Here is a 19,320-nt window from a genome sequence, read left to right as displayed (position 1 = left end):
CGACTCCGCTCAAGGTGACAAAATAAAAAGAGCTTCAACAAATCACTCAATCCCTTGCGCAATTAGAAGATCAACAAAAATGAAAAAAACACTTTTTGATAAAATCTGGGATGCACACGTGGTCGAATCGATTCCCAACGGTCCCGATATTTTATACATCGATAAACATTTAATCCATGAAGTTACGAGTCCGCAAGCTTTTCAAGAGCTAAAAGACCGTAACATTCCGGTATTTCGGCCCGATAAAATTGTGGCCACCGCAGATCATAACACACCGACGGAAAATCAGCATTTGCCGGTAAAAGATCTTTTATCCCGGAAACAATTAAAAGAACTCACCCAAAACTGCGAAGAAAATAACATTACACTTTACGGTTTAGGTCATCCTTACAATGGTATTGTTCATGTGATGGCACCAGAATTAGGCATTACTCAACCGGGAATGACGATGGTTTGTGGTGATAGTCATACCTCAACGCATGGCGCTTTTGGCACCATCGCTTTTGGAATCGGCACAAGCCAAGTTGCTCAAGTTTTTGCCAGCCAATCGGTGTTGGTGCAAAAGCCTAAAAAATTACGGGTAAACGTAAACGGAAAATTAAAAAATGGCGTTACTCCTAAGGACGTCATTTTATATATTATTAGTGAACTCGGCACCAATTCCGGTACCGGATATTTTTGTGAATATGCCGGAAATGTCTTTGAAGAGATGTCGATGGAAGGTCGAATGACCGTCTGCAACATGAGCATCGAAATGGGCGCTCGCGGTGGACTCATAGCTCCAGACAAAACCACTTACAATTATGTGGAAGGTCGAGAGTTTGCTCCGAAAGGAGAAGCTTTTGAAAAGCTAAAAATCTACTGGGAAAGTTTAAAAACTGACGAAGGCGCTACATTTGACCAGGAATATAGCTTTGAAGCAGAAGCCATCGAACCGATGGTCACTTATGGCACCAATCCCGGAATGGGCATTAAAATTTCACAGGCCATTCCCGAAAACGAAAGTAAAAGTTCTGGGAAAGCTTTAGCATATATGGGTTTTACGGCGGGAGAATCGCTCATCGACAAACCGATAAATTACATTTTTATTGGGAGTTGTACCAATTCTAGAATTGAAGATTTTAGAATCGCTGCCAATTATATTAAAGGAAAGCAAAAGGCTAAAAATGTAAACGCATTAATCGTTCCGGGTTCGCGGCAAGTAGCTGCGCAAATTGAAGCCGAAGGTTTACATACTATTTTTGAAGAAGCCGGGTTTCAACTTCGGCAACCGGGTTGTTCGGCATGTTTAGCGATGAATGATGATAAAATACCTGCCGGAGAATATTGCGTTTCTACCAGTAATCGAAACTTTGAAGGAAGACAAGGGCAAGGTTCGCGCACGATTTTAGCAAGTCCGTTAACGGCTGCTGCCACTGCGATTGCCGGAAAAATTGTTGATTACACCCAAAACTTAAACTAATGGAAAAATTTATCACACTTACCGATACCGCAGTTCCTTTAGAGATTGAAAATATTGATACCGATCAGATCATACCGGCAAGATTTTTAAAAGCGACCGATAAAGCCGGATTTGGAGAAAATCTATTTCGAGATTGGCGTTTTGATAACGAAGGAAATGAAAAGGAAGACTTTCCGCTGAATCAAGAAAGATATCACGGACAAGTATTAGTGGCCGGCGATAATTTTGGTTGTGGTTCTAGTCGAGAACACGCTGCTTGGGCAATTAAAGCTTACGGTTTTAAAGTTGTCGTCTCCAGTTATTTTGCCGACATCTTTAAAGGAAACTCCTTAAACAATGGTTTGCTTCCTGTGCAGGTGAGTCCGCAGTTTTTATCGGAGCTTTTTAAAGCGATCGAAGAAAACCCACAAACACAATTAAAAGTAGATCTAGAAAATCAATCGATAAAACTCATCGATAAAAATTTAGAAGAGAAATTTGACATCGATGCCTATAAGAAAATGTGCTTGCTCAAAGGTTTGGATGATATTGACTTTTTAGTAAGCAAACTTGATAAAATTAAAGCTTTTGAAAAGCAACAAACCGTATAAACTAACTTGCGCAAGGGATTGAGCGATTGTTGGAGCTCTTTTTATTTTGTCTTCTTGAGCTTGTCGAAAGAAAAGACAAAATAAAAAAGCGACTCGCGAAAGCCCGACCCGCTAGGGTTGCGCCCAACCTAAAAAATGAAGATATGAAGTTGAACATCGCAGTATTAGCAGGAGACGGCATAGGGCCGGAAATCACACAGCAATCAATAAAGGTTTTAAAAGCCATTGCCGAACGTTTTGATCACGAGTTTTTGTTTGAAGAAGCCGTGGTAGGTGCATCGGCTATCGACCTCACCGAAAATCCGTTACCCGATGCGACACTCGATTTGTGTAAAAAATCTGATGCGGTTTTATTTGGCGCCATTGGTGACCCGAAATACGACAACAATCCCGCAGCAAAAGTACGACCGGAACAAGGTTTACTAAAGTTACGCAAAGAGTTAGGTTTATTTGCTAATATTCGACCGGTTCGTGCATTTGAACGCTTATTGGAACATTCGCCCTTACGACCCGATCGCATTGAAGGTGCCGACATGGTGATCTATCGAGAATTGACCGGTGGCATTTATTTTGGCGAAAAAACCTTGAGTGAAGATGAGCGAGAAGCTTCGGATCTTTGCGTATATACTGCGGAAGAAATTGAACGAATGACGCATTTGGCATTTGAGGCGGCGCAGAAACGAAGAAACAAAGTAACCTTGGTCGATAAAGCGAATGTACTAGAGACTTCGCGACTTTGGCGACGCACGGTAAAAGAAATTGCCAAAGACTACCCAGACGTAGAATTAGACTTTTTATATGTTGATAATGCAGCGATGCAAATGATTATTAACCCGAAACAATTTGATGTGATTCTTACTGAAAATATGTTTGGTGATATTATTTCTGATGAAGCAAGTGTAATTGGTGGTAGTATTGGCTTATTAGCTTCGGCTTCGGTAGGGAAAGAACACGCACTTTTTGAACCGATTCACGGTTCTTACCCGCAAGCTGCCGGAAAAGGAATTGCGAACCCAATTGCTTCTATCCTTTCGGCGGCGATGTTATTAGAACATTTTAATTTACTAGAAGAAGCAGCGATCATTCAAGCGGCTGTCGATAAAAGTTTAGAAATGAATATTTGTACCAGCGATATTAATAAAGAAAGCTCCTACTCTACGGAGAAAGTAGGAACTTTTATTGAAGGTTTAATTTTAGATAATGAAGATCTAAAAATTAACGGTGATAATCTTAGCTTGGGTCAAGCAACGATTATCTAACTTACCTTTTGGTTATATTTTGAACGTGATGCCATAATGCTCGAAAAGTTTTGGTCTGCCCATTTTAAAAGACTAGAAATGTGGGGGACCAAACTTTTACCTAAGGGTGTCAATTTATATTCTACGCGTGGCGGAATTTCAGGATATACTTTTCTGCTCGCCAATCCGTCAGCTTCCAAATTTCTTAGGGTTACCGTAAGCATTTTTTGAGAAATATCTCCAATCACTTTATGTAGCTCGTTAAAACGCAGCTTTTCTTCTTCATTTAAAACTAAAATCACCAGCGTCGACCATTTATCTCCAAAACGATCTAATACATTTCTGGCAGGACAAGTTTCTGCTTCCGCAAAAATTTTCAAATTTTCTGATCTCATAATTCATTGATTTTCAATAAAACTAACCTCTAAGTAACTACTTTACTTTTTAGTGCCTTCTTGTTTAATACTTAATTACTAAATATCTTTGACTTACCAAAAGTAAGTAACAAACTTAAATAAATTATAGTTATGAAAGGAAAAATTTTAATTACCGGAGCTACCGGAAATTTAGGAGGTTTAGTGATCGATGCCTTATTAAGCAAAATTGAAGCAAATCAAATCGCAGGTTTAGTAAGAGATACCAACAAAGCTGAAGTTTTACAAGCTAAAGGGATCGATATTCGTGAAGGGAATTATGATGATGAAGGCTCGTTAGAAAAAGCCTTTAGTGGCGTTGAAAAAATCTATTTTATCTCGGGAAATGATTTAGACAAGCGAGTTGCTCAGCACAAAAACATTGTTGCTGCTGCAGAAAAAGCAGGTGTAAAACATGTGGTGTATACAAGTTTCGGTAGAAAAGATGAATCTGAAAATTCACCGATTTACCCCGTAGCAAAAGGGCATTTAGCGGCCGAAGATGCTCTAAAGAATGCTTCTTTAGATTACACCATTTTAAAGCATAATTTATATATGGAAGTCATCCCGCTTTTTGCCGGAGAGAATTTATTAGAAAGTAAAACGCTTTTCTTACCTGCTAAAGATGGAAAAACCGGATTTATGGCCAGAAAAGATATGGCTGTTCTTGCTGCTGAAATTTTAACCAGTGAAGGTCATGAAAACAAAACTTACGAAGTGAGTGCCGAAAAAGCATTCACCTTTGCTGAAATTGCAGCGCTTATTTCTGAAGTAAGCGGAACAGAAATTAATTATGTTTCTCCAAATCCTGAAGAATTTGCAGAGACTTTACAAGGTTATGGCGTACCTCAACCGGCCATCGATATGACTGTGATGTTTGCTAAAGGAATTGCTCAAGGTGAATTTGATGAAACAGCAACAACCTACAGAGATTTCACCGGTAATGAACCCACTTCTTTAAAAACTTTTTTAGCGGATACTTATGGGAAGTAAATTTTAAATAATCTCCATAAAAAAGGCTTTCAGATTTTGAAAGCCTTTTTTGTTATCGTTTAAAAGAATTAAGCTGTGATTTTAATTCTTCCATTGAAGCTTGTAATTGTCGAAGCATACTATTTTCTGAGTTCGCATCTAAACTAAAGGTGAGTTTACTCGTTACTTGCCACAACTCTTGAATATCAGAAACTTTCACTTCAAAAGGAGCATATTCTTCATTTAAAGAAACCAATCGTATTTTAGAAGGGTCTGCTAATTTGTGTAATTTTTTTACTACCACCGTATCGTACATCACGACTACATAAATTTTATGATCACTCGCATCCGATAAACTTGGGATGGCTTTTGCCAACACCCAATCTTCAGGCCTTAAATTCGGCATCATACTATCTCCTTCTACTTGAAAACCACGATAAGTAGCGTTTCTATACTGTGGAAGCGGAAAATCGAAGGCCGGCAACTGTCGGTACCAATCTACATCTTGAATATTATGCGGATAGCCGGCAGCAGCTTTTTGGTTAACCATCGTAATATTTTCGTTATCTTCTACATCGACCGTAATTACTTTTGGCATGGTGTCGACCTGATGCAATGGCAAATGCTTTTGATGACTCTGCCCGTATAACCAAAGTGGATTAATGTTGAATTGTTTCAACAATTCCATCACCACCGTTCCGGAGAGTTTAGTACGACCGCGTTCTATATCGGCAGTAGTATTTTTTACTCCAAGACGCTCGGCAAATTCAGCTTGTGTAAACTGATTTTCGTCTCTTATTTCTTTAAAACGTTTAATCTCGATTCCTAATTCCATATCGTAAAGTTAACAATTAAAGGAATAAATCCTAATTATTCATCGGACTATTTCCCTAATTAACGAATTATTCCATAAGTTTGTAATATATCCATATCAATATGAATTTTGATAGAATAAAAGAAAAACTTAATATTCTTGCCGATGCTGCGAAGTACGATGTTTCGTGTTCCAGCAGCGGAAGCAAACGGCAAAATAAAGGTAAAGGACTTGGGGATTCTAGCGGAATGGGTATTTGCCATAGTTATACCGAAGATGGGCGTTGTGTTTCCTTATTAAAAATTTTGCTCACCAACCATTGTATTTTCGATTGCGCTTATTGTATAACTCGAAAAAGTAATGACATTCAACGAGCAGCGTTTAAAGTGCAAGAAGTAGTCGATCTAACGATTAATTTTTATCGTCGAAATTATATTGAAGGACTTTTTTTGAGTTCAGGTATTTTTAAAAGTCCCGACACCACGATGGAACGTTTGGTGCAAGTAGCCAAAAAGCTTCGGTTAGAAGAAAATTTTAATGGTTACATTCATTTGAAATCAATTCCCGGAGCGAGTGATGAGCTGATGCACGAAGCAGGTTTATATGCCGATCGGCTTTCTGTGAATATTGAAATTCCCACACGAGAAGGTCTTAAATTGCTAGCGCCCGATAAAGACCGAAAAGATTTTCTTCAACCTATGAAAAAGGTAAAAGATGAAATTATTCGGCACAAATCTGAAAAGAAAATCATTAAAAGTACTCCCAAATTTGCTCCCGCGGGGCAAAGCACACAAATGATTGTCGGCGCGACTAACGAAACCGATGCTCAAGTGATGTATACCGCTGCTTATTTTTATAAAAAGTACCAGATGAAACGGGTTTATTATTCGGGTTATATTCCGGTGAGTTACGATCCCAGATTACCTTCGATTGGTACCGATGTGCCTTTATTACGAGAAAATCGATTGTATCAAGCTGATTGGTTAATGCGTTTCTACGGATTTTCTATTGAAGAATTACTCAACAAAGAACATCCAAATCTCGACAGTGATGTAGACCCGAAACTGGGTTGGGCGTTGCGAAATTTACATTTATTCCCGGTAGATGTGAATAAAGCCGATAAGCAAATGCTGGCGAGAATACCCGGACTCGGAATGAAATCTGTTTACAAAATTTTAGGCGCTAGAAAATATCGGAATCTAAATTGGGAACATTTAAAAAAAATCGGCGTTGCGCTCAATCGCGCTAAATATTTTATGGTTTGCAATTCGAAAGATTGGGAGAAAAAAGACCTTTCAGCAATGAATATTAAAAGTTTAATCTTGCAAAATTCGAGCAGTAAATTCAGAAATACGTATAATAATCAGCTGAATTTATTTGATAAACAAGATGCGTTGATTCAGTATTAGCATAGAAGTAAGAAAAACTTCAACTAATTTTAAAATTAGGATGAGATACTGAAACAAGTTCAGCATGACGACATTAAAATTGAAATAAAAAATGATCTTTATTTATGACGCTTCTTTTGAAGGTTTTCTTTCGGCAGTTTTTATGGCTTATGAATATAAATGCAAGCAGCCCAAAATTGTAAAGAAAGAAAAATTTATGGGTGATTTTTTTGAAGAAGTTGAAGAGGTCATCACTTCTGAAGAAAGAGCAACTCGCGTTTGGAAAAAGCTAAATACTAAATGTGGTTCTCGTGGAAGTCAACAAATTTATTGGGCATTTTTAAGTGAATTGGATGAAATTGAAAATACTTTATTTCAATATATTCAACATGCTTTAGCTTCCACTAAAGATATCACTAAAGACTATGCACATCCTGCGATTTTAAAAGTAGCACAAACCGTAAAACAAGTTGGCCGTGAAAAACACCGAATGGATGCTTTTGTACGCTTCAGAAAAACAAAAGATGCTATTTATTTTGCCACAGTAGAACCCGATTTTAATGTCTTACCGCTCAATGCCAAACATTTTAAAAATCGCTACGCCGACCAAAAATGGTGCATTTACGATTTAAAGAGAAACTACGGAATTTTTTACGATCTGGAGAAAGTAGAAATTATTCAGCTTGATCTCCCCGCTTCTATTTTAGAAACTTCTACCGATTTTTTTACGACGGAAGAAATTCAGTTTCAACACTTATGGAAAAATTATTTTGACAGCACTAATATTAAATCTAGAAAAAACACCAAACTCCACCAACAACACGTCCCCAAACGCTATTGGAAGTATTTAAGTGAAAAATATTTATAAGATTAAAATGTTAAATAAATCTTAAATCATTACTTTGCATTACCAAGTACTGTAACAAATTTTATTCTTCAGCGTCATACTAGTATAAATCATTCATCAACAATCAAAAACATAATATTATGAATACTGTAAATTTATCACTAGACCAAGCAAGTACAAAAACTTTAGAAAACGATAGCCACTATTCAAGCGTGAATAGCCGTAAAAAGTTTTGGAACAGCAAACGCCGATATTTAATTAGTTAAAAATTGTTCTCATTCATCAATCAACGGCGTAAAAGCTTAGCAAATTGCTAAGCTTTTTTTATTTTTAAATATGAAAGATAATTTCTCTAAAGATTCTCATCTCTACGCAAAGTATCGACCCACTTATCCTTCTGCTTTGTTCACTTATATTTTTAGTTTACTTGAAACTAAAGATCAAGCTTGGGATTGCGCTACCGGTAATGGGCAAGTCGCCACACAATTGGCTAAGGAATTTCAAATAGTTGAAGCCACCGACATTAGTGTTTCACAGCTCGAACAAGCTCCCAAATTGGCTCATATTCATTATTCAATTCAACCGGCAGAGCAAACAAAATTTGAAAAAGATCAATTCGATTTAATTACCGTTGCTCAAGCAATCCATTGGTTTGATTTTGAAAAGTTTTATGCTGAAGTCAACCGAACTTTAAAACCCAACGGAATTTTAGCCGTTATTGGTTATGGTTTACTAAGTATTTCTCTGGAAATAGATCACATTATTCATCATTTTTACAATGATGTTATTGGTGACTATTGGGATGAAGAGCGAAAATACATTGAAGAAAACTATGAAACGATTCCGTTTTCATTTGAAGAAATTACCACTCCAAAATTTGAAATTACCTATGAGTGGACGGCAGAAGATCTTCTGAATTACCTCAACACTTGGTCTGCTGTAAAACATTATGAAAAGGAAAAGAATGAAAGTCCGCTACTTCTAATTCAACATCATTTAAAAGAAACTTGGGAAGCTAAAAAACGAAAAGTTACTTTTCCTGTTTTACTACGACTAGGAAAGAAAAAATCCTTTTCAGCTTGACTAAAAAGGATTTTTGTATTCTAAATTTATACTAAGATTAGCTTAGGACAATATCTAATTATTGAATTTCTGCACTCAAACCTGCTTCTAATAGTGCACTGCAACGCGGTTCTAGATCGTCGTAATCTCCTGTTTTAACGGCACATTTGCCTTTATAATGAATAAGCATCGTACATTGTTCTGCTTGTAAAGGATCGTGATCACACGTATTCATGAGCATTTCGATAACGTAATCAAATGTATTTACATCGTCGTTAAAAACCACGATTTCATTCTGTCTTGTTTCCTCTGTTTGCGTGAGTAACTCTTCTAAAACTTCTTCTTGTACACTCATATCTAAGATTTTAACCTCTTAAAATTAATAAACAATCTTCAAAAAATAAATTATTTAACAAATTTCGCTGCAATCCAACCTTCTCGTTCTAAGTGACTTTCGTAAGTTAATCCTAGATTTTCACAAGATTCTTGAATAATTTTTAAATCTTCTTGATAAAAACCACTTAAAAATAATTTTCCGTTAGCATTTAGGCAATTGACATAGGTTGCCATATCGTTTAACAAAATGTTGCGATTGATGTTTGCTATAATCGCATCGTAATTTTTACCCTCTAGCAAAGTCGCATCACCTTCATAAGCGGTGATGTTTTCACAATTATTTCTTTCAATATTTTCAATAGTATTTAGGTAACACCAATTATCAATATCGATCGCATCGAGGGGTTTTGCTCCTTTCATTTCGGCTAAAATGGCTAAAACTCCGGTACCACAACCCATATCTAATACTTTTTGATCGTGCCAGTTTTCTTTCAAAATATGCTGAATCATCATATGCGTGGTCGCGTGATGCCCGGTACCAAAAGACATTTTAGGTTCGATCACTATATCAAATTCAGTTTCTAATTTTGGATGAAAAGGCGCGCGAACTTGGCAAAGCTCATCGACGATGATCGGTGAAAAGTTTTTCTCCCATTCTTCATTCCAATTCACTTGTTCTATATCTTCTGAAGTGTAAGTGATCTCGAATTCTTCGGAAGTCAAGATCTGAACTTCGTCTAACATATTTTCTTGAAAATCTTCAGCAATAATAAAAGCTTGCAAACCGGTTTCTGTTTCTACAAAACTTTCGAAGCCTAACTCTCCTAATTCGGCAATAAGAATTTCGGTGGCGGGTTGTATGGGCTCTACTGTAAAATAAAAGCCTTTATACGATGGATTCATACTCTTTAAATAATTTGCTGCAAAAGTACGGAATACTAAATTTTAAATACGAAAAAAGCCTCACTTAAATAAAGTAAAGCTTTTGCTATTTTTTGCGCAAGGGATGGAAGTGACATCCTTTTTTAGATTCCTGCATGCGCAGGAAGTTGAAAAAGATATAACGTACAGCCCGACCCGCTAGGGTTGCGCCCAGAATAGTTTAGTAAGAATTAGCGATCGCTAAAAAGTCGTCTGCTTTTAAAGAAGCTCCACCAATTAAACCTCCGTCTACGTCTGGCTTAGCAAAAATTTCTTTCGCATTTGCAGGCTTTACACTACCTCCGTAAAGTATAGCCACTTGATCGGCGATTTCTTGGTTGAAGGCTTCTGCAATCATTTTTCTAATTTCTGCATGCATTTCTTGCGCTTGCTCTGGTGAAGCGGTTTCTCCTGTACCAATCGCCCAAACCGGTTCGTAAGCTAATACGATATTTTTCCAAGCGCTGGCTTCAATGTGAAAAAGTCCGTTTTGTAATTGCTCTTTTACCACTTCAAAATGCTTGTCTGCTTTACGATCTTTTAACTCCTCACCGAAGCAAAAAATCACTTTCATATCGTGTTTTAGAGCAGTATTTACTTTTTCTGCTAACAGCTCATCGCTTTCGTGAAAGATAGAACGACGCTCGCTATGCCCAAGAATGACAGTTTCTACGCCAACGCTTTTTAACATACTCGGAGAAACTTCTCCTGTAAAAGCTCCGTTTTCGTTCTGGTGCATATTTTGAGCAACAACCGTGATCGGCGTTTCTTTAGTCGATTGAAATGCAGGGTATAAATTGGTAAACGACGGCGCTACCATTAATTTCACATCGCTTGGGATGCTTTCTGCTTTATTTTTAAGTCCGCCTAAAAGTTCTTCCATTTCTGCTAGGTCGCAGTTCATTTTCCAGTTTCCGGCTACAATTTTTTCTCTCATTATCGTGTTTGTTTTGGTTTGAATTTTAAGTGTTAGTGATTTTTGGGTCTAACCACCCATAAATAATATCTACAAAAATATTGATTAATATGAACATAAGCGCAATGATTAACACCGCACCCATAATTATCGGTAAATCTAAGGTATTTAAAGCATCTACAATTTCTTTCCCTAAGCCATTCCAACCGAAAATATATTCTACAAAAACGGCTCCTGCTAACATCGAAGCAAACCAACCGGAAATTGCGGTGACCACCGGATTCAATGCATTTTTTAAAGCGTGTTTTCTAATAATTTGTGCGGAAGAAAGTCCTTTTGCTCTGGCGGTTCTAATGTAATCTTGCTGCAAGACTTCCAGCAAAGAATTTCGCATTAATTGAATAACGACGGCTAAAGGTCTAATCCCTAAAACTAAAGCCGGTAAAATTAAATTTTTAAACTGAAGTTGATTTTGTTCTCCAAAATCGTCGAGCTCATATAAACTTCCGGTCATATTTAAATGCGTGTATTCGTGCAACACATAACCAAACAACCAAGCAAAAAGAATGGCGCTAAAAAATGAAGGAACGCTCATCCCTAAAGTGCTCAATACCTGAATAGTTTTATCTAAAGCTGAATCTTTTTTTAAGGCTGAAATGATTCCGAAGAAGATACCAATTAGCAAAGCAATTACGATGGCTGAAACTGCCAAGACAAATGTATTGGGCAAAGTTTCGGCAATAACACTCGATACTTTTTGTCCGTTTTTCTGAAAAGATTCTCGCAAATATGGTGTTTTTAAAGCGACATCCGTTTCATTTAAACTAAAAAGAACTGCGGCATGATATTTTTCTTCTGCTAAATATGTGTAATCTTCTTTTTGAGTAGAATGAAATGATATGGGTGAAAGATCATTTAAGTAATAAAAATATTGTGTTGATAATGGCTGATCGAAACCATACTTTGCTCGAACGGCTTGCAGTTGCTCCTCACTTTCGTTTTGTCCCAACATCATTTGGGCAGGATCGCCCGGTAAGACATTAAAAAGAAAAAATATAACCGTGGTTACTCCAAATAAAGTGAGTATGGCATAACCGATTTTATTTAAGATATAACTGAGCAAATACGTTATTTTCTAGCCGAATTGAACCTCCATTTTACCTGTAGTTTTGTACCGGATGGTGTTTCGACATTTTTAAATTGTGGGGCAATCAACGTAATGAGTGCCGCAATGATGGCAATATGCCAAGAAGCTAAATCTATGTGTAAAACAAATTCCGCAAACAGCATTACCGGCAATGCTAACGCAATAAAACAGAGAATTTGAAGTAGGTATGGAAGTGCTTTTTTCATCTTGATATTTTCACTTTAATTATTTCAACTCTAAATCGTCTGCATCGTTATAATGCACTTTCTGAATAATTACTCCATCTTCAATGGTCACTAATCCCGGATTAGAACGCACAATGGTTTTTATAGCCGTTTCATCGGTAAAATAGAAAGGAAAATTAAAGCCGTAAGTTTCTTTAACTTGATTAGTCTCGGTAGGTCCGGAAGCTGATAAAGCCACTACTCGATAACCTTTTTTTTCTGCTTTTTGCACAGCAGACTTTATTTTTGACCAGCCTTGATTTTCAGATTTTGAAAGGTTGTAAGCCACGACTAATAATACTTTTTCTTCCTCTAAAATTTCGTCGGTGTCGTCTCCTTCACGATTATAAAAACCAAAATCATGGATCGGCGGAATGATCTCTCCTTCTTTAGGCTGCATTCCTTCTCGAATTACCGTACCTTCTTTATAAGCTCTAAAATCGATCGCCGGCAGATGCATGAGTACGTGATAGGTAAAACCTAAACAACCGATAAAGACTAAAAAGACAATCCATTTATTAGCAGAAGAAGGCTCAAACAAAGGTTTAAAATATTTTCCTTTTATAAAGATGAGTAAAATTAAAACGAGTAACACCACATCTTTCCAAAACGATTGCCACGGTGTTAAAGGCAAGGCATCACCAAAACAACCACAATCGGTCACTTTATTAAAGTAAGCCGAATAGAACGTAAGGAAAGTGAAGAAAATAATCATTAACAATAAACTCCACATCGTAAACTTTTTGCGATAACCCAAAATGAGCATCACTCCCAAAAGCAACTCATAGATCACTACAAAAACAGCGATCCCTAAAGCAAATGGTTGTAAAAAAGGTAAGTTTAAAACGTCTTCTCCAAAATATTCTTGCAGTTTATATGAAAACCCTACCGGATCATTCATTTTAATAAAACCACTAATGATAAAAAATATACCTACAAATATTCTTGCGATGCCTACTATTGCTTTCATATTCTATGTTAAATTCCAAATTTTAAAATACAAATTCCAAACTATTATTTACGCCTGAACTTTATTAATTATTGAAGAAAGTATTTTACGTAACTCTACAGACTCTTTAATTAATTCATCTATTTCAGCAAATTCTTGATTAAATTCTTTTAATAGCTTTAACCAAAATAAAGATTCTTTAGCTTCTTTTCTTGCAATCTTCAATCTAAAGATTAAATCTTTTTGCCCCAACTTTTCATTTGCCTCTATATAATTTGGCCCCACAGAACCCGAAGACCTAATTAATTGTTTTACGTCTTCTATATTTGAAAGTGTCGATTTTAAAGATTTTATTAAAGCTCTACAGTTTTTAGCAAACTGAAAAGTTCTATCTTCTAAATCGTAACTTTTACTCAAAATGAAATGGAATTTGGATTTTGTCTTTTGGTTTTTGTTATTAATTCTCTAATAAAATAAGTGCAAAAATCGAGTAATTGATCATATCTTGATAATTAGCATCGATACCTTCACTTACTAAAGTTTTTCCTTTATTGTCTTCAATCTGTTTTACGCGAAGTAACTTTTGCAAAATTAAATCTGTAAGTGAACTTACTCGCATATCGCGCCAAGCTTCCCCATAATCATGGTTTTTATTTTCCATGAGTTTCTTGGTTGCTGCTACCATTTTATCGTAAAGCTGTGTGGCTTCTTCTTCTCCCAAATCGGGTTGCTCGACCACTCCTTTTTCTAGCTGAATTAACGCCATGATCGAATAATTAATAATCCCGATAAACTCCGGCACTTCTCCTTCATCTACTTTACGTTCAGCGTTTTCCTGAAGTCCACGAATACGTTGTGCTTTAATAAAAATTTGATCGGTTAACGATGGCAAACGTAAAATTCGCCAAGCACAACCATAATCTTTCATCTTTTTTAAAAACAAATCACGACACTTTTCAATGATCGCATCGTATTGCGTAGAGGTATTTTGCATAGAAACGCTGTATTTTGCGTAAATTTCGGAGAAATTTTAAGTTACACCAAATTTAATTCAAAATTCTCGATGAATATCAACTGCAAAGGGCAACTTTTAGATCTTACCACTCCCAAAGTAATGGGAATTTTAAACTTAACCCCCGATTCTTTTTATGACGGCGGAAGATATTCAACTCCGAAAACTGTTTTAGAACAAACTGAAAGAATGCTGAAAGAAGGCGCTACTTTTATCGATGTTGGCGCATACAGTTCTCGTCCCGATGCTCAACATATTACTGAAGAAGAAGAGTTAAATCGAATTGTACCGATCATTGAATTATTAGTGAAAGAATTTCCTGAAATTTTACTTTCCATCGATACCTTTAGAAGTAAAGTTGCACAAGAAACCGTAAATACCGGAGCAGCGATTATCAACGATATTTCCGGCGGAAGTTTAGATGAACAAATGTTCGAAACCGTGGCAAATCTTCAAGTTCCTTATATTTTAATGCATATGAAAGGAACACCGCAAACCATGAAAAATGAAAATAGCTACCAGCATATGCTACAAGAGATCATTTTTTATTTTTCTGAAAAAGTTGCTCAACTACGTGAATTAAAGCTGAATGATATTATTATAGATCCCGGATTTGGTTTTGCTAAAGACACTGCACAAAATTTTGAATTGATGAATCATTTAAGTGAATTAAATGCGCTAGAATTACCAATGCTTGTCGGTATTTCTCGAAAATCGATGATTTATAAAACCTTAGATCTTCAACCCCAAGAAGCACTCAACGGAACTACCTTTCTAAACACCGTTTCGCTACTTGCCGGCACTAAAATCTTGAGAGTTCACGATGTAAAAGAAGCCGTAGAATGTGTAAAATTATACGAACAACTTAAAAACTAATTTTAGTACATTTACAAAAAAGACGCTTTTGGAATCTCTTGATTTTTTAGACTTACGAATTTTAGATGTCATCGATATTGTGCTTGTAGCCGTATTGCTTTACTACATTTACAAGCTCGTAAAGGGTAGCGCTGCTATTAATATTTTTATTGGAATCGTGATCGTTTACCTCGCCTGGAAACTCACCCAGCTTCTAAAAATGGAAATGTTAAGTAGCATACTCGGGCAATTTATTGGTGCAGGAATGTTTGCATTAATTGTAGTCTTTCAGCAAGAAATTAGAAAGTTTCTTTTAATGGTAGGTTCTACCCATTTCGGGAATAAACGCAATTTTTTACGTCAGTTAAAATTTATGCGTGACGATGAGCAAGAGATTTCAACCAATATCAATGCGATCGTAAAGGCTTGCGAAAGTATGGGAAAAACCAATACCGGAGCATTAATTGTTATTCGAAGAAACACCCAACTCGATTTTGTAAAAACATCTGGAGACGTGATGGATATTGAACTAAACCAACCCATTATCGAATCTATTTTTTATAAAAACAGTACTTTACACGATGGCGCGATGGTGATTGAAGACAATAAAATTACGGCAACTCGGGTAATTTTACCGGTTTCTAACGATAGAAGTATCCCGCTTCGTTTTGGACTTAGACACCGTGCCGCCGTTGGAATCACTGAAAAAACCGATGCCCTTGCGTTGGTGGTAAGTGAAGAAACCGGACAAACCTCGTACATTAAAAACGGTTCTTTTGAAATATTTGATACCTATGAAGAATTAGGTAAAAAATTAAATGCCGATCTAAAATAAAAATGAATTGCAAGAATTGCCAGATTTCACTAAAGGTAACTGACCATTATTGCCATGAATGTGGTGCTAAAATAATTAATAGACGATTAACTTTTAAGCACGCTTGAGGTGAGTTTAGTACAATTTTTCTCAATTACGACAATACCTTTTTAAAAACCTACGCTCACTTATTTACGCAACCTCATTTTGTTATAGGCGATTATATAAATGGAGTTCGAAAAAAATATTTAAATGTAGTAAGCTACATCACCATCGCTTTAACATTGGCAGGTTTTTATACTAAAAAACTTTTATCCGGAAACTTTAGATATTTCGCAAATTCAAGGTAGTGAATACAATCCGATGAATACGGATTGGTTCTTTGATTATCAAACGCTCTTCTTTTTCTTAAATATACCAATTAGCGCTTTTATTGCTAAGATTTCTTTTTTCCGACAGAAAAAATTCAACTATGTCGAGCACTTGGTAATTATGGCTTACGTGGTAGGACAATTTACCATTACTTCTACCCTACTTATCATTTTATCGAGCGCATTGGGTCTCAATTTTTATTTGATTGGTAACCTCTTAAATATTCTTCTTATTGTTTATACAATGATTACCTACAAAAAACTATTTGCCATAAATATGAAGGAAACGATGATAGGAACACTACTTTTCTTTCTCATACTAACTATAACTTTTATAGCAGGCAGCGTTCTATGGGCATTTTATTTATACCAGTCTGGTGCTTTTGAAAATTTAAATTAATTGAAGAATTAAGCCTCTTCTTCTTGCATAAACTGTACTTCATAAAGATTACGGTAATAACCGTTTTCTTGCTGAAGTAATTGCTGATGATTACCAATCTCTACGATTTTACCGGCATCCATCACTATAATTTTATCGGCTTTTTTTACAGTTGCCAAGCGGTGTGCGATCACGATCGAAGTTCTTCCTTTAGTGATTTTATCGGTTGCTTCTTGTATAAGTTGCTCGCTATAACTATCGACAGAAGAAGTAGCTTCATCTAACACCAAAATACTCGGGTTGCTCACATAAGCTCTTAAAAACGCAATAAGCTGTCGCTGACCGGAAGATAACATCACTCCACGCTCTTTCACATTGTAATAATAACCGTTAGGTAAAGTTTCAATAAACTTATTTACACCAATTTGTTTCGCGGCTTCGATTACTTCTGCTTCGGTAATATTTTCATTATTCAGGGTGATATTGCTCATAATTGTATCGGCAAATAAGAACACATCTTGCAATACGACGGCAATTTCATTACGAAGAGATTTTAACGTAAAATCTTTGATATTGATATTATCTACGGAAATGCTTCCGCTGTCAATTTCGTAAAATCTGCTTAATAGGTTAATAATCGTACTTTTTCCGGCACCTGTTGCTCCCACGATCGCAATGGTTTCTCCGGCTTTCACTTCAAAAGAAATTCCTTTTAAAACTTCTTCATTTTCAATATAGCTGAAGCGAACATCCTTAAACTGAATTTCTCCTACTAAATTTTTCGCTTCTTTGGTTCCATTGTTTTCAATAGTCGATTCGGTATCTAAAATTCCGAAGACACGATTTGCAGCGACCATTCCCATTTGTAGGGTATTAAATTTATCGGCAATTTGACGAAGCGGTCTAAAAAGCATTTGTGCTAATTCAATAAACATTATAATTACACCTAGCGAAAGCGTATTGCTTTCTACCACGCGTAAACCACCAAACCACACAATAAGTCCGATGGTGATCGAAGAAGAAATTTCTGCAATCGGAAAAAAGATAGAGTTATACCAAACGGTTCTTACCCAAGCATTTCTGTGTTTATCGTTTATATCTTTAAAACGTTCGTATTCGGTTTCTTCACGACCAAAAATTTGAACGATTTTCATACCCGTGATTCGCTCTTGCACAAAAGAATTTAGATTAGAAACTTGTGTTCGAACTTCTTCAAAAGCGACTTTCATTTTTTTCTGAAATACGCGTGTGGCGTACAAAATAAAAGGTAAAACTGCTAAAACAAGTAGCGTAAGCTTCCAACTCATAAAAAACATCACGCCTAACACCACCAACATTTTTAGCAAATCACTAATGATCATAAACAAGCCCTGACTAAATATACTGGCAATTGTTTCTATATCACTTACGGCGCGCGTCACTAATCTTCCTACTGCCGATTTATCGTAATATTGCTTTTTAAAATTAAGCATATGTTCGAATAAATTCACCCGAATATCTCTTACTACCTGTTGCCCTAACCAGTTAGCAAAAAAGATAAAACTGAATTGACAAATTACTTCTAAAACTAAAGCACCGATCATTAAGCCCACATATAATAGCAGATTGCCACCATCTTTGGGCACAATACTTTCATCAATCGTTAATTTGGTAAGGTAAGGTCTTGCCACCGCAAAACCAGAAAGTAAGATCGCAGCAATGGCTACAAAATAAAAAGTTAGTTTATAAGGTTGGGTATACCTTAGTAACCTTTTAAATAAATCAAAATCGAATGCATTACCGCTCTTGCCAGCCATATTACTTTATTAAAATCGAATTAGGGTATTCTACTTGGGTTAAAAATAAACCTTTTGCATCGACAGATTTTCCTGCTTCGCTACGGTTTCTACTTTTTATGATATGGTGTAAATCTTCAACATCGAGCTTATGCAAACCAATTTCGAGAAGTGTTCCTACAATGGCACGCACCATATTTCTCAGAAATCTGTCGGCTTTAATGGTAAAAACCAACAAATTTTCTTTTTGCTCCCACGCTGCAAAACTAATGTCGCAATTGTACGTAAAAACATCGGTTTTAGACTTTGAAAAGCATTTAAAATCTTTGTAATCGTATAAGATCTTCGCAGCTTCATTCATCTTATCGATATCTAAACTTTTCTTGATGTAATACGAATAATCTCTACTAAAAGGGTCTTTGCTCGTACTTACGTAATATTTATATTGTCTCGCCACCGCATCAAAACGAGCGTGCGCTTCTTCTTGAACCTGATAGATGGAATTGATCGCCACTTCATCGGGTAACAAGGTATTCAGTTTAAACTGAAGTTGCGCTTCATTAATTTTATCTTCAACATCAACATGTGCAATAAGCTGTTTGGCGTGAACACCGGCATCGGTACGTCCGGCGCCAACCACCGCAATATTTTGCTGAAAAGCTATCGACAATGCTTTCTCGAGAATTTCTTGTACAGAAATAGCATTGGGTTGTATTTGCCAACCGTGAAATGCAGAACCATCGTAAGCTAAATCTATAAAATACCTCAAGGTTTCTTATTTTTGCTCGGCAAAGATACTTAAACAAAAATTTCTAAGTAACGAAACCCTTTTAAT

The 19,320-nt window shown here is 36.2% G+C and carries 22 protein-coding genes; 10 read left to right on the top strand and 12 right to left on the bottom strand.

The genetic code is table 11. The features are described from left to right. The first annotated feature begins 79 nt into the window (after positions 1–79). The 3 genes from leuC (at position 80) to leuB (ending at position 3,311) form a co-directional block, all read left to right on the top strand. Positions 80–1,462 carry a 3-isopropylmalate dehydratase large subunit gene (gene leuC, locus G551_RS0113590; RefSeq protein WP_027886223.1) on the top strand — a complete coding sequence of 461 codons (1,383 nt, stop codon included), beginning with the start codon at positions 80–82 and terminating at the stop codon, positions 1,460–1,462. Next, positions 1,462–2,052 carry a 3-isopropylmalate dehydratase small subunit gene (gene leuD / locus G551_RS0113585; protein WP_027886069.1) on the top strand — a complete coding sequence of 197 codons (591 nt, stop codon included), beginning with the start codon at positions 1,462–1,464 and terminating at the stop codon, positions 2,050–2,052. Before leuC ends, leuD begins: the two co-directional genes overlap by 1 nt. 143 nt (positions 2,053–2,195) lie before the next feature. Then, the gene (gene leuB / locus G551_RS0113580) at positions 2,196–3,311 is read left to right on the top strand and encodes a 3-isopropylmalate dehydrogenase (protein ID WP_027886068.1); all 1,116 of its coding nucleotides are present in this window, start codon (positions 2,196–2,198) and stop codon (positions 3,309–3,311) included. Here leuB and G551_RS0113575 read toward each other — a convergent pair. Further along, the gene (locus G551_RS0113575) at positions 3,308–3,685 is read right to left on the bottom strand and encodes a winged helix-turn-helix transcriptional regulator (protein ID WP_051191409.1); all 378 of its coding nucleotides are present in this window, start codon (positions 3,683–3,685) and stop codon (positions 3,308–3,310) included. The genes leuB and G551_RS0113575 overlap by 4 nt on opposite strands. A 132-nt stretch (positions 3,686–3,817) precedes the next feature. Here G551_RS0113575 and G551_RS0113570 point away from each other — a divergent pair, with 132 nt between their 5' ends. Further along, positions 3,818–4,696, top strand: a complete 879-nt coding sequence (locus G551_RS0113570) for an SDR family oxidoreductase (RefSeq protein WP_027886066.1) — start codon at positions 3,818–3,820, stop codon at positions 4,694–4,696. A 52-nt stretch (positions 4,697–4,748) separates the two neighbouring features. On the opposite strand, the gene G551_RS0113565 is transcribed toward G551_RS0113570, so the two are convergent. Then, positions 4,749–5,510 carry a LexA family transcriptional regulator gene (locus G551_RS0113565; RefSeq protein WP_027886065.1) on the bottom strand — a complete coding sequence of 254 codons (762 nt, stop codon included), beginning with the start codon at positions 5,508–5,510 and terminating at the stop codon, positions 4,749–4,751. A gap of 101 nt (positions 5,511–5,611) precedes the next feature. Here G551_RS0113565 and G551_RS0113560 point away from each other — a divergent pair, with 101 nt between their 5' ends. The 3 genes from G551_RS0113560 (at position 5,612) to G551_RS0113550 (ending at position 8,807) form a co-directional block, all read left to right on the top strand. Then, entirely contained in the window at positions 5,612–6,898 is a 1,287-nt protein-coding gene (locus G551_RS0113560; RefSeq protein WP_027886064.1) for a putative DNA modification/repair radical SAM protein, read from the top strand. A gap of 91 nt (positions 6,899–6,989) precedes the next feature. Further along, the gene (locus G551_RS0113555; protein WP_027886063.1) at positions 6,990–7,745 is read left to right on the top strand and encodes a TIGR03915 family putative DNA repair protein; all 756 of its coding nucleotides are present in this window, start codon (positions 6,990–6,992) and stop codon (positions 7,743–7,745) included. A gap of 315 nt (positions 7,746–8,060) precedes the next feature. Continuing rightward, positions 8,061–8,807, top strand: coding sequence for a class I SAM-dependent methyltransferase (locus G551_RS0113550; RefSeq protein WP_027886062.1), 747 nt, complete (start codon positions 8,061–8,063; stop codon positions 8,805–8,807). Between the two features lie 58 nt (positions 8,808–8,865). Here the strand turns inward: G551_RS0113550 and G551_RS0113545 are convergent, their stop codons facing one another. From G551_RS0113545 to G551_RS0113510, 8 genes are all read right to left on the bottom strand, one after another. Beyond that, positions 8,866–9,141, bottom strand: coding sequence for an ATP-dependent Clp protease adaptor ClpS (locus tag G551_RS0113545; protein WP_027886061.1), 276 nt, complete (start codon positions 9,139–9,141; stop codon positions 8,866–8,868). 50 nt (positions 9,142–9,191) lie between these two features. After that, positions 9,192–10,025 (bottom strand): 50S ribosomal protein L11 methyltransferase, encoded by an 834-nt coding sequence (gene prmA / locus G551_RS0113540; protein WP_027886060.1) that lies wholly within the window; start codon positions 10,023–10,025, stop codon positions 9,192–9,194. Positions 10,026–10,224: 199 nt separating this feature from the next. Further along, a complete protein-coding gene (gene tpiA, locus G551_RS0113535) occupies positions 10,225–10,980 on the bottom strand; it encodes a triose-phosphate isomerase (protein WP_027886059.1) in 756 nt (251 codons plus the stop codon). Positions 10,981–11,005: 25 nt separating this feature from the next. After that, entirely contained in the window at positions 11,006–12,082 is a 1,077-nt protein-coding gene (locus tag G551_RS0113530) for an ABC transporter permease (RefSeq protein ID WP_027886058.1), read from the bottom strand. A gap of 5 nt (positions 12,083–12,087) precedes the next feature. Continuing rightward, complete coding sequence (locus G551_RS0113525) at positions 12,088–12,312, bottom strand: hypothetical protein (protein ID WP_027886057.1); 225 nt, start codon at positions 12,310–12,312, stop codon at positions 12,088–12,090. Between the two features lie 19 nt (positions 12,313–12,331). Further along, the gene (locus tag G551_RS0113520; protein WP_027886056.1) at positions 12,332–13,300 is read right to left on the bottom strand and encodes a BT_3928 family protein; all 969 of its coding nucleotides are present in this window, start codon (positions 13,298–13,300) and stop codon (positions 12,332–12,334) included. Positions 13,301–13,348: 48 nt separating this feature from the next. Next, positions 13,349–13,696, bottom strand: a complete 348-nt coding sequence (locus G551_RS0113515; RefSeq protein ID WP_027886055.1) for a four helix bundle protein — start codon at positions 13,694–13,696, stop codon at positions 13,349–13,351. 40 nt (positions 13,697–13,736) lie between these two features. After that, on the bottom strand, positions 13,737–14,273 hold the full coding sequence (locus G551_RS0113510) for a DUF1599 domain-containing protein (protein ID WP_027886054.1): 537 nt from the start codon (positions 14,271–14,273) through the stop codon (positions 13,737–13,739). Positions 14,274–14,342: 69 nt separating this feature from the next. Here G551_RS0113510 and folP point away from each other — a divergent pair, with 69 nt between their 5' ends. From folP to G551_RS16985, 3 genes are all read left to right on the top strand, one after another. Further along, positions 14,343–15,167 (top strand): dihydropteroate synthase, encoded by an 825-nt coding sequence (folP, locus tag G551_RS0113505; RefSeq protein WP_027886053.1) that lies wholly within the window; start codon positions 14,343–14,345, stop codon positions 15,165–15,167. A gap of 28 nt (positions 15,168–15,195) precedes the next feature. After that, positions 15,196–15,981, top strand: coding sequence for a diadenylate cyclase CdaA (gene cdaA, locus G551_RS0113500; RefSeq protein ID WP_027886052.1), 786 nt, complete (start codon positions 15,196–15,198; stop codon positions 15,979–15,981). A gap of 122 nt (positions 15,982–16,103) precedes the next feature. Next, positions 16,104–16,310: a DUF3667 domain-containing protein gene (locus G551_RS16985; RefSeq protein WP_084626426.1), complete on the top strand. Its 207-nt coding sequence runs from the start codon at positions 16,104–16,106 to the stop codon at positions 16,308–16,310. Between the two features lie 429 nt (positions 16,311–16,739). On the opposite strand, the gene G551_RS0113490 is transcribed toward G551_RS16985, so the two are convergent. Both G551_RS0113490 and truA read right to left on the bottom strand, forming a co-directional pair. Beyond that, positions 16,740–18,506 (bottom strand): ABC transporter ATP-binding protein, encoded by a 1,767-nt coding sequence (locus G551_RS0113490; protein ID WP_027886050.1) that lies wholly within the window; start codon positions 18,504–18,506, stop codon positions 16,740–16,742. A gap of 1 nt (position 18,507) precedes the next feature. Then, complete coding sequence (gene truA, locus G551_RS0113485) at positions 18,508–19,254, bottom strand: tRNA pseudouridine(38-40) synthase TruA (protein ID WP_027886049.1); 747 nt, start codon at positions 19,252–19,254, stop codon at positions 18,508–18,510. Positions 19,255–19,320 lie beyond the last annotated feature (66 nt).

The sequence above is a fragment of the Mesonia mobilis DSM 19841 genome (assembly GCF_000423405.1).
GTDB lineage: Bacteria > Bacteroidota > Bacteroidia > Flavobacteriales > Flavobacteriaceae > Mesonia > Mesonia mobilis.
This window is presented reverse-complemented; position numbering and strand designations above follow the sequence as displayed.